This window comes from Mesorhizobium sp. M7A.F.Ca.US.014.04.1.1, from assembly GCF_003998745.1.
Classification (GTDB): Bacteria; Pseudomonadota; Alphaproteobacteria; order Rhizobiales; family Rhizobiaceae; genus Mesorhizobium; species Mesorhizobium ciceri.
In genome coordinates, this window is record NZ_RZRW01000195.1 from 1 (window position 1) to 9,611 (window position 9,611).

11 protein-coding genes are annotated in these 9,611 nt (G+C 63.3%); 2 read left to right on the forward strand and 9 right to left on the reverse strand.

Going from position 1 to position 9,611, the window contains the following annotated elements; translation table 11 throughout:
• Both EOA22_RS15045 and ugpC read left to right on the forward strand, forming a co-directional pair.
• The coding region (locus tag EOA22_RS15045) for an ABC transporter permease subunit (protein ID WP_164755454.1) at positions 1–289 on the forward strand (289 nt) is incomplete at its 5' end.
• 4 nt (positions 290–293) lie between these two features.
• A complete protein-coding gene (gene ugpC, locus EOA22_RS15050) occupies positions 294–1,361 on the forward strand; it encodes a sn-glycerol-3-phosphate ABC transporter ATP-binding protein UgpC (RefSeq protein WP_063167898.1) in 1,068 nt (355 codons plus the stop codon).
• A gap of 316 nt (positions 1,362–1,677) precedes the next feature.
• Here the strand turns inward: ugpC and EOA22_RS38115 are convergent, their stop codons facing one another.
• The 9 genes from EOA22_RS38115 to EOA22_RS15095 form a co-directional block, all read right to left on the reverse strand.
• Complete coding sequence (locus tag EOA22_RS38115; RefSeq protein WP_013531922.1) at positions 1,678–1,887, reverse strand: hypothetical protein; 210 nt, start codon at positions 1,885–1,887, stop codon at positions 1,678–1,680.
• A 155-nt stretch (positions 1,888–2,042) separates the two neighbouring features.
• Positions 2,043–2,300: a hypothetical protein gene (locus EOA22_RS15060; protein WP_024503578.1), complete on the reverse strand. Its 258-nt coding sequence runs from the start codon at positions 2,298–2,300 to the stop codon at positions 2,043–2,045.
• A gap of 170 nt (positions 2,301–2,470) precedes the next feature.
• Entirely contained in the window at positions 2,471–2,638 is a 168-nt protein-coding gene (gene rpmG, locus EOA22_RS15065; RefSeq protein WP_006201775.1) for a 50S ribosomal protein L33, read from the reverse strand.
• A gap of 153 nt (positions 2,639–2,791) precedes the next feature.
• Entirely contained in the window at positions 2,792–3,250 is a 459-nt protein-coding gene (locus EOA22_RS15070) for a hypothetical protein (protein ID WP_024503577.1), read from the reverse strand.
• A 111-nt stretch (positions 3,251–3,361) separates the two neighbouring features.
• Positions 3,362–4,540, reverse strand: a complete 1,179-nt coding sequence (locus EOA22_RS15075; RefSeq protein WP_024503576.1) for an MFS transporter — start codon at positions 4,538–4,540, stop codon at positions 3,362–3,364.
• A gap of 75 nt (positions 4,541–4,615) precedes the next feature.
• Positions 4,616–5,356 carry an NUDIX domain-containing protein gene (locus EOA22_RS15080; RefSeq protein ID WP_063167899.1) on the reverse strand — a complete coding sequence of 247 codons (741 nt, stop codon included), beginning with the start codon at positions 5,354–5,356 and terminating at the stop codon, positions 4,616–4,618.
• 86 nt (positions 5,357–5,442) lie between these two features.
• Entirely contained in the window at positions 5,443–5,877 is a 435-nt protein-coding gene (locus EOA22_RS15085) for a DUF983 domain-containing protein (RefSeq protein ID WP_024503574.1), read from the reverse strand.
• Positions 5,878–5,888: 11 nt separating this feature from the next.
• On the reverse strand, positions 5,889–8,207 hold the full coding sequence (rnr, locus tag EOA22_RS15090) for a ribonuclease R (protein WP_063167900.1): 2,319 nt from the start codon (positions 8,205–8,207) through the stop codon (positions 5,889–5,891).
• 6 nt (positions 8,208–8,213) lie between these two features.
• The coding region (locus tag EOA22_RS15095; RefSeq protein ID WP_206521286.1) for a topoisomerase C-terminal repeat-containing protein at positions 8,214–9,611 on the reverse strand (1,398 nt) is incomplete at its 5' end.

The following is a 9,611-nucleotide window of genomic DNA, read 5'->3' on the forward strand; positions in this document are numbered from 1 at the left end:
GGCGATGCGCAAGGTGATTGTACCGCTGACGCTGCCGGGCATGGGCGCGACGCTCGGTTTCGTCTTCACCGCCGCCTGGAGCGAGCTTCTGTTCGCGCTAATGCTGATTTCCAGCGACGACCAGAAGACCTTCGCCGTCGGCTTGCTCACCTTCATCGGCAAGTTCGCCGTCGATTGGGGACAGATGATGGCGGCATCCATCCTGGCGTTGATCCCGGTCTGCATCTTCTTCGCCTTCCTGCAACGCTATCTCGTCACCGGCCTGACCGCCGGCGCCGTCAAAGGATAGATCGATGGCCTCTGTTACGCTCGATAAGGTCCGCAAGGATTATGGCGCCGTCCGCGTCCTGCACGCGGTCGACCTTGAAATCGCCGATGGCGAGTTCGTCGTCCTGGTCGGCCCGTCGGGCTGCGGCAAGTCCACGCTTTTGCGCATGATCGCCGGGCTGGAGGAGGCTTCCGGCGGCGAGATCCGCATTGGCGAGCGGCTGGTCAATGACGTAGCACCCAAGGACCGCGACATCGCCATGGTGTTCCAGTCCTACGCGCTTTATCCGCATATGGACGTGTCGAAGAACATGGGCTTCAGCCTGCTCCTGAAGAAGGCGGAGAAGGCGACGATCGACTCCAGGGTGGACGGCGCCGCCAAGCGGCTCGGGCTCGATACCTTCCTGCAGCGCCTGCCGCGGCAATTGTCCGGCGGCCAGCGCCAGCGCGTCGCCATGGGCCGGGCGATCGTGCGCGACCCCAAGGTCTTCCTGTTCGACGAGCCGCTGTCGAACCTCGACGCCAAGCTGCGCGTCCATATGCGCGCCGAGATCAAGGCGCTGCACCAGCAACTGAAGACGACATCGGTCTATGTCACGCACGACCAGATCGAGGCGATGACCATGGCCGACCGGATCGTCGTCATGCATGACGGGCTGATCCAGCAGGTCGGCGCGCCGCTCGATCTCTACGACCGGCCGGCCAACATGTTCGTTGCAGGTTTCATCGGTTCGCCCGGCATGAATTTTCTGCCGGCGACGGTTCGCAAGGGCGCTACGTTGGAGGCCGTACTGGCCGACGGCCAGGCGCTGCGGCTGCCGGAAGACTTGCCACTGACCCACGGTGACGCCATCACCGTCGGTTTGCGGCCCGAGCATATCAAGCTGGCGGACGACGGTGCGTTGAAGGGCGAGGTGGGTGTGGTCGAGCCGCTCGGCCTTTCGACGCAGTTCTACGTCAAGCTAGCCAGCCAGCAGCTGTGCGTCTTTGCCATGGGCCGTGCCGGCGTCAAGTCCGGCGACGTGGTGCGGTTGGCGGCCGAACCGGACCAGCTGCATCTGTTCGATGCGAAAAGCGGCGAGCGCATCGGCTGAGGGGACGCAGCCGGGTCGGATGCGGGCAGCCGGATCAGGCGCCGCTATCGGGCGGGACATACACGGTAACGCTACATTTCAATTGGATAAAATAGCGGAACGTCCAAGAGACATTTCCGGAACCTAACAGGATCGCTCGGACCTTTGCGTCTAGGGCGCAAGACCTTAGTCCCGCCGTCTTCTCAAAAGAACGGAGGTCATTTCGCCGCGAACTAGGCCACCGTCGGAGTTAGTCAACACCGACGGTGGCCCCTGCAATATGGGCGAGTGGGTTGTGTGCGGATATGGTGTGATCGCGGAAGGCGATTGTAGACCGCTAACCGCGAGGGCTTCTTTTGGACAGCGGCGAGCTGTCCAACGGGTTTTCAGCCGATTTGGCCGATCGCCGCTCCTTCAGCCACAGGGACTTCTTTCTCCTTGCCAGGTTCTCGTCTCGAACGCTGTCTTCGGCGGTCACTCCGCCATGCATCGCGGCAATCACGTAGTCGGCTCTGTTGGTTCGAAAGTCGCCTTTTTGTACGGACATCGTTTTCTCCCAGTGCGAGGCATTTCCCCCCTTTTTGCCTGACGCTGAAACTAACTACTTATCCGTGGTGCAAGTCTACCAATTGGCGATTGTATTAAAACGATACACTCAGATGGTGCGATCGCACGAGAGGAGCCCATCCTGGCGAGGCTTCTTCATTGACCCTGTTGTGATCCTTGCGGGGGTGCCGCGGCGGGAGGTGTCGGAGCCTGCGGTGCGGGTTCCGTGGAAGGCGTGGCGGGGCTGTCAGGCTGAGGTGCAGGCGGTGCGGCCTCTTCCTCAGTCAGAACCTGGTCAGTCCTGGCCTTGATCTCATCGGCCGTCTGCTGGCTTATCAGCCCGTTGCTGACGGCAAAGCCAGCAGCCAGAGCGACAAGGGCTGCAATGATTGCAGCTTTCAACTTCTTCGACATCCATAGGCGCCTTATTCGTGACACCCAACCCACGGCCAAGGGTGCCGCAACCATGGCTAAGGGTCAATCCTTTGGCTGGAGTCTCTGCTCGGATGCAACGAAATCAACTGTTACAAACGAAAAACGCCGCCCATTGGGCGGCGTTTCGGCATTGCGGCGGGAAACCCGGATTACTTGATCTTGGTTTCCTTGAACTCGACGTGCTTCTTGGCGACCGGGTCGTACTTGCGGAACGACAGCTTGTCGGTCTTGGTGCGGCTGTTCTTGCTGGTCACGTAGAAGAAACCGGTGTCGGCGGTCGACAGAAGCTTGATCTTGATGTTTGCGGCTTTGGCCATGATATCAGTCCGTTTGTTCGTGGGGTTTTGGCCGCTGGAGCACGGGGAAACACCCGGACGCGGGAAACTTGGCGCGACACATAAAGAACGCGCCCGGAAAGTCAAGCCCGGTAGGCCTTGTGCGACCCACCAGAGCCGGCTCGGGAGCGGAAATCATGCGGTTTCCGTCGCCGATGCCGCAACCTTCTTCCAGTCTCCGGTCGTGTTCCACCAGCGATTCGGATTGGCGCGGTCGTCCAGCCCCTTGGAACGGCTGGCGAGAATCGGCTGAATGCGGATCACCGGTTCCTGGTAGGAGTGCGCCTGGAAAATCGCCTCGACGACGCGGGCGGCCAGCGCCTGGTCGTCCGGCAGTTCGAAGGAAACCTCGACCGTGCCGGGGCGCCGCCGCAATTCGGTTTCGGCGCCGGCGGCCGCACCGTCAAGCGGCCTGTAGCGTTCGATGCCGTGCGCCGACTGATAGGCATTGCGGTCATATTTGCCCATGGCCAGCGGCGCGATCGCCACCACGGCATCCATGATGCGGTCGACGTCGGCGGCCGGAGCCTGGAAGGTCACGAGCAGAAGCAGTGTCATTCGTAGCGATGTGGTTTCAAAGCCGCTGTCGATCATGGAAGTGTCCTCAAGTGTTTTGGGACACCTTTTTAGCCCTGTGCTCCTGACACGGTTCTGTCAGCAGCCTGTCACCGTGCCGTGCCAAATGCATGGCAGGCCGCAGTCGCGCTACAGCAGGATCTTGCGAACCAACCTGACGGCGACCAAAGCGATATAGGCGGCGAAGAACAGGCCGAGCGACCAGCCGAAGCCGGACGGGCCGAACGCATCCATGCCGATGCCGATCGCCTGCGGCCCGAGCACCATGCCGACGCCGTAGCACAGCACGAAGGCGGCATTGGCCGACGCCAGTTCATGGCCGGAAAGCTGCGAGCCGAGATGGGCAAGGCCGATCGTGTACATGGCAGCGACGACGCCGCCCCAGACGAACAGAAGCGCGGCCATCAAATGCCAATTCTGGGCGAAGAAGGGCATGAACACGGTGCCGATAAGACCGACCGTCGCGCAGGCAATCAGCAGGTAGCGGCGATCGCTGACGCGGTCGCTGATCATGCCGATCGGGATCTGCAACAACACATTGCCGAGGCCGATCATGGTCAGCAGAAGGGCCGCATCGGCCTCGGAATAGCCGATTCGGCTGCCGTAGATCGGGAACAGCGCAAAGCCGCCGGTTTCCACCGCGCCGAACACCAGCACGGCAGCGGTCGCCGACGGCACCAGCCAGATGTAGCGCAGGAAATTGCTGGTTTCGCCATCCGAGGCGATCGACGGGCTCTCGTTGCGTGCTGCCAGCACGGGTATGGCCGCCAGCGTCACCAACGCGATGATGACGCCGAACGGCCTGAAGCCGGAACTGCCGAGATGAGCGAACAGCCACGGTCCGGCGGCAAAGCCGAGCGACAGGACAGTGGCGTAGATGCCAAGGACAAGGCCGCGCCGGTGCGGCGGCGCCGAGGTGCTGATCCAGAATTCAGACAGGATGAACAGCACCGTCAGCGCAATGTGCAGCACGATGCGCAGTGGAAACCACATCCAGAAATCGGGTGCGAAATGGAAGCCGACAAAGGCCAGCGCGCCGGCGGCGATCATGGCGATCATGGTCCAGGCAACGCCGAAGCGCATGGCGAGCGGGGTCGCCAGCGGCGCACCGGCGATCGAGGCGAGGCCGGCGACGGCGGTGTTGAGGCCGATCATCGAAGCCGAGTGGCCGCGTGTTTCAAGGATGACGCTGAGCAGCGGCATGCCGAGGCCGATGGCGATGCCGACGACGCTGATCGACGAGATCGCCGCCACCATCGGCAGCCAGTGTACGCGCTCGTCGCCCTTTGGTTGGGTATCGACCGTCATGGATGCTGAATACTCTGTCTGTTTGATCTTACGCAATTCGGACGGAAAACCGCGTCACACTTTCCTGGAATTGCTCTAGAGAAGTTCGCGGATGAAGCGCCTGCGGACCAGCCGGTAGAAGGGCACGGGACCGCCTGGACGCAACAGCGGATCATGGGCGAGGCGCTTTTCCAACTCGTCCAGGATCATTCGGGTGATGTCGGGTATGTCGGCTTCCCTGGCCTTGGCAAGCGGCAGCCAGACCAGCTCTTCCAGTTCGTTGGTCGGACCGCCACCGGGCAGCTCGACCGCGACGTCGTCACGCCAGGCGCTGAAGAAACGGGTGTCGAAGCGGCGCACCCGGTTGGGCGGCGTGATGGCGCGCGCGACGAAGCGCAGCATGTCGAGAGAGGGTTGCACGCCGTGTTCGGCAAAGCCTTGCCAGTCGGATCTGGGGGTTGCGAAAGCACCCTTGCGGCCGATCAGCAGCCCGGCTTCCTCATAGGTCTCTCGGATGGCCGACAGGGCGATGGCGCGGGCTCGTGCGGCGCTTGTGCGCCCCGGCCCGGCGATCAGCTTGGCTTCCTGCTTCGGGTGCAGGGCGGCGACGACCGGTATGCGGCTATCGGCCGGATCGGTGCGGCCGCCGGGAAAGACGAACTTGCCCGGCATGAAGGCGTGGCCGGCATGGCGGCGACCCATCAGAACCAGTACGTCGTCGTCCTTGCGGTCGAGCAGGATGAGGGTTGCCGCGTCGCGCGGGCGAATTGGCCGGCCGCTATGAGCGATCATGCTCCGCTCGATCCTGTCGACTTCCGCCTTGGTCATACCGTCCATGCGCAGGACCTAGCGGAAACTTCTGGCAAGCGAAAGTGGCCTTTCACGGTCGGTATGTTGCGCCAGGCAGCATTCTTGGCTGCGGCCTAGGCTCCGGGATGCGGCTCGATCACGTCGTGCTCGCCGCCGAAGCCGTGCATATAGAAGGCCCATTGCAGTCCGATGACGGCACCCTTGACCGGCTGCAGCAGCGCAACCGACAAAAGGATGGTCAGCGGCACCCAGATGGCGATGTGCTGCCATATGGACAAAGTCGACGTCGCCTCCACGCCCATGAAGGCGCCCAGCACGATGTGGCCGACGATGACGATGACGAGGTAGGCCGGCAGGTCGTCGGCCCGGTGGTGATGCAATTCCTCGCCGCAGACGCCGCATGTGTCGACGGTCTTGGTAAAAGCGCGAAACAGCTTGCCTTCGCCGCAATGCGGGCAGCGGCCGAGCAGGCCGCGCTTCATCGCCGTCCACAGCGGGCGTGCGGCCCGGCCCGAGTGATGTTCTCCGCCGAAAACCTGTTCTTCCATGGCTGTTGTCATCATCGTCTCCTGCCGCGCGAACCCGGTCGCGATTGCGACGCGCGGGCGCGGCCCTTGGCCTTGTGAAACGACCGCTTGGAGCCCGGCAGAGGCTTTGGGTCGGTCAACATCTCGAAGCGCATCGCGCCGGCCATCGGCGCCACCTCGATAAGCCGGACCTCGACGCGGTCCGCGAGTTGGTAGCCTTTGCCAGAGCGTTCTCCGAACAGGGAGCGAGCCGTTTCATCGTATATATAGTAATCGCCGCCCAGAGTTGACACCGGGATGAAACCATCCGCGCCGTACTGCGGCAATTGGACAAATAGTCCTGATTTGGTGACGCCGGAGATGCGGGCATCGAACCGGTCATCGACGCGTTCGGCGAGATAGGCGGCGATCAGACGGTCGACCGTGTCCCGCTCGGCCGCCATTGCGCGGCGTTCCGTGCCGGAGATCTGCACCGCGACATCTTCGAGCCGTGCCGCTTCGTCCTGCGTCAGCCCACCCGGACCCAGTCCGAGTGCGGCAATAAGTCCGCGATGCACGATCAAATCGGCATAGCGGCGGATCGGCGAGGTGAAATGGGCGTAGCGGCGGAGGTTGAGACCGAAATGGCCGATGTTCTTTGGCGAGTATTCGGCCTGGCTCTGCGAGCGCAGCACCACTTCGTTGACAAGGCCTTCATTGTCGGCGCCGCGCACGCGCTCCAAAATGCCGTTGAACTGGCTTGGCTGCATCTGCGCGCCGCGCGCCAGTGACAGGCCCAATGTCTGCAGGAACTCGCGCAGCGATTCCTGCTTGGCGAGCGACGGCGCGTCGTGGACGCGATAGACCAGCTCCTGCTTCTTCGCCTCCAGCGTCTCGGCCGCGGCGACATTGGCCTGGATCATGAATTCTTCGATGAGCTTGTGGGCATCGAGCCGCTCCGGCACGATGACGCGGTCGACGGTGCCGTCCGGCTTGAGTACGATCTTGCGCTCCGGCAGATCGAGTTCGAGCGGCTGGCGGCCATCGCGGCCGCGCTTCAGGATCGCATAGGCGTCCCACAGTGGCTTCAGCACGGTTTCGAGGATCGGGCCTGTCTTGTCGTCTGGCGCACCGTCGATCGCCGCCTGAGCCTGTTGGTAGGCGAGCTTTGCCGCCGACTTCATCATGACGCGATGGAAGGTGTGCCTGAGCTTGCGGCCCTCGGCCGAAAAGATCATGCGCACTGCCAATGCCGGCCGGTCCTGGCCCTCGCGCAGCGAGCAGAGATCGTTGGAGATGCGCTCGGGCAGCATCGGCACGACACGATCCGGGAAATAGACCGAGTTGCCGCGCTTCAGCGCTTCGCGGTCGAGTGCAGTGCCATAGCGCACATAGGCGGCGACGTCGGCGATCGCCACGGTGGCAACCACGCCGCCGGGGTTCTTCTCGTCGAGATCCGGCGTGGCGAAGACGGCGTCGTCATGGTCCTTGGCGTCGGCCGGATCGATGGTGATCAGCGGCAGGTCGCGCCAATCCTCGCGGTGATCCAGCGTCGCCGGCTTGATCGCTTCGGATTCTGCGATGACGTCGGCCGGGAAGATATGCGGAATGTCGTGCGCATGGATGGCGATCATAGAGACCGCCTTTTCGCTGGTCAGAGAGCCCAGCACGTTGAGCACCTTGGCTCTCGGCAAGCCGAAACGGGAGGCTCGCGCCGGCTCGACCTCGACCAGGTCGCCATTCTTGGCGCCGTTCTGGAATTCCTTGTCGACGATCAGTTCGGGCTGGCGCCGTTCCACCGGTTCGATACGGAAGGTGCCGTCCTGCAGGATGCGAAAGATACCGAGCACGGCATCGGTGCGCTTTTCGAAAATCTTCACCACCCGCCCGGTGTAGGCGGGGCCGCCCAGGGCGACGTTCGTGTCGTCGGCGGGAAAGGTCTTGGCCAGCACGCGGTCGCCAATGCCGGGCGCCGGTCCACTGCCACTGCGCGACAGGCGGATGGAAACGATGGGCGGCGGCCCATTGGCTGTGTGTTCGGTTGGGCGCGCCAAGAGCACGCCATCGGCATCGCGGTCGAAAATATCGAGGACCGTGACATGGGGCAGGGCACCGACGCGGGCCAGCCCCTTGCGCTCCTTGGTGAGGACGCCTTCGTCCTGCAGGTCGCGCAAAATATCCTTCAGCCAGATGCGGTCGTCGCCGCGCAGCGCGAACGCCTTCGCGATGTCGCGCTTGCCGGCGCGATCGGGATTTTCGGCAATGTAGCGCAGGATTTCGTCACGCGACGGCCGATAGTCGTCCTTGACCTTGGCCCTGGTGTCGGCGGTGCGCGGATCGCCGTGGGTTCTGCCGGTGATCTTGCGCGCCACGCTGTCCTACCCTTTTTTCTTCGCGGCCGGCTTCTTCGCAGCCGGCTTCTTGGCGGCTACTTTCTTGGTTGCCGGAGCTTTGGCCGCGGCCGCCTTGCGGAACGGCTTCTTGCCGCCGCCGCCCTTGGCTTCCTTCTCGGCAATCAGCGCCAGCGCATCCTCCATCGTCACCGACTGGGGATCCTTGCCCTTGGGCAGCGTAGCATTGACCTTGCCGAAATTCACGTAAGGCCCGTATTTGCCGTCGCGCACGACGATCTTGCCGCCGCCATCGGGGTGGTCGCCGAGCTCCTTGAGCGCAGCGGCCGTGCCGCCATTGCGGCCACCCTTGCCCTTCAGCTGCTTCTCGGCGATCACCGACACGGCGCGGTTGAGGCCGATCGAGAACACGTCCTCGATGCTTTCGAGATTGGCATAGGTGCCGTCATGCAGCACGAACGGACCGTAACGGCCGAGCCCGGCCGAGATCATCTTGGCCGTTTCCGGATGCTGGCCGACATCGCGCGGCAGCGACAGCAGCGCCAGCGCCTTTTCGTGGTCGATCGACTCTGCCGTCCAGCCCTTGGGCAGGCTGGAGCGCTTGGCTTCCTTGCCGTCGCCGCGTTGCAGATAGGGGCCGAAGCGGCCGCTGCGCAGCGTGATTTCCTCTGACGTATAGGGGTCCTTGCCGATGACCTTGGTGCCGTCTTCGCCGCCGCCATTCTCGCCATTGGAGTTGGCGGCATCGCCGAGCTGGCGGGTGAAGGAGCATTCGGGATAGTTGGAGCAGCCGACAAAGGCGCCGAACTTGCCGAGCTTCAGCGACAGATTGCCGGTGCCGCATTTCGGGCAGATGCGTGGATTCGAACCGTCTTCGCGCGCGGGGAACACCAGCGGCGCCAGCTCTTCATTGAGCGCATCCAGCACGTCGGTGACGCGCAGTTCCTTGATGTCGGCGACGGCGCCGGAAAAATCCTTCCAGAAATCGCGCAGCACGTCCTTCCAGGCGAGCTTGCCGTCCGAAATCTCGTCGAGCTTTTCCTCGAGGGACGCGGTGAAGTCGTACTCGACATAGCGCTTGAAGAAGCTTTCGAGGAAAGCCGACAGCAGCCGGCCCTTGGCCTGCGGCACCAGCCGGCGCTTGTCGATGGTGACATAGTCGCGGTCCTCGAGCGTCTTCAGGATCGCCGTATAGGTAGAAGGCCGGCCGATGCCGAGCTCTTCCAGCTTCTTGATCAGCGACGCTTCGGAGTAACGCGGCGGCGGCTCGGTGGTGTGCTGGGTGGCGTTGATCGCCTGGCGGGCAAGCTGCTCGCCGGCACGGATCTCGGGCAGGCGACGATTTTCCTCGTCTTCCGCATCGTCGTCCTTCTGGTCGGTGTATGCGGCGATGAAACCGTCGAACCGAACGACCGAACCGATGGC